Origin of the sequence: Paenibacillus sp. 598K, assembly GCF_003851045.1 — a bacterium.
In the GTDB taxonomy this organism is placed as follows: domain Bacteria; phylum Bacillota; class Bacilli; order Paenibacillales; family Paenibacillaceae; genus Paenibacillus_D.
This window is the reverse complement of the sequence record NZ_BFBX01000019.1, coordinates 1-289: the sequence shown is the minus strand read 5'-3', so window position 1 is coordinate 289 and position 289 is coordinate 1. Positions and strand designations below refer to the sequence as shown.

The 289-nt window shown below is 60.2% G+C and carries 1 pseudogene; it reads right to left on the bottom strand.

Annotation, left to right across the window (positions count from 1 at the left end):
• Positions 1-68: 68 nt before the first annotated feature.
• A pseudogene (locus tag PA598K_RS08480) lies at positions 69-289 on the bottom strand (ABC transporter permease); the annotation flags it as partial.

Sequence of the window (289 nt, the reverse complement as noted above, 5' to 3'; positions counted from 1 at the left end):
GCACGGCACCGCCCCGGGTCTGGAACGTCTTCTCCACCTCACGAATAACGATAGGCTGTGCTGACATGCTATTCGCCTCCTCTGGCTGCGCGATACCATGGCAGCGCGATTTTCTCGATCAGACCGACGATGTTGTAGAGCGCCAGGCCGATCGCGCCCAGCATGACGATAACGCAGAATTGCATCGTAATATCCAGCTTAGAGTTGGCCACCAGTTGCAGATAGCCGAGCCCACGGTCCGACGAGACGAACTCCGCGACCACCGCGCCGACGACCGCCAGCGTGATGC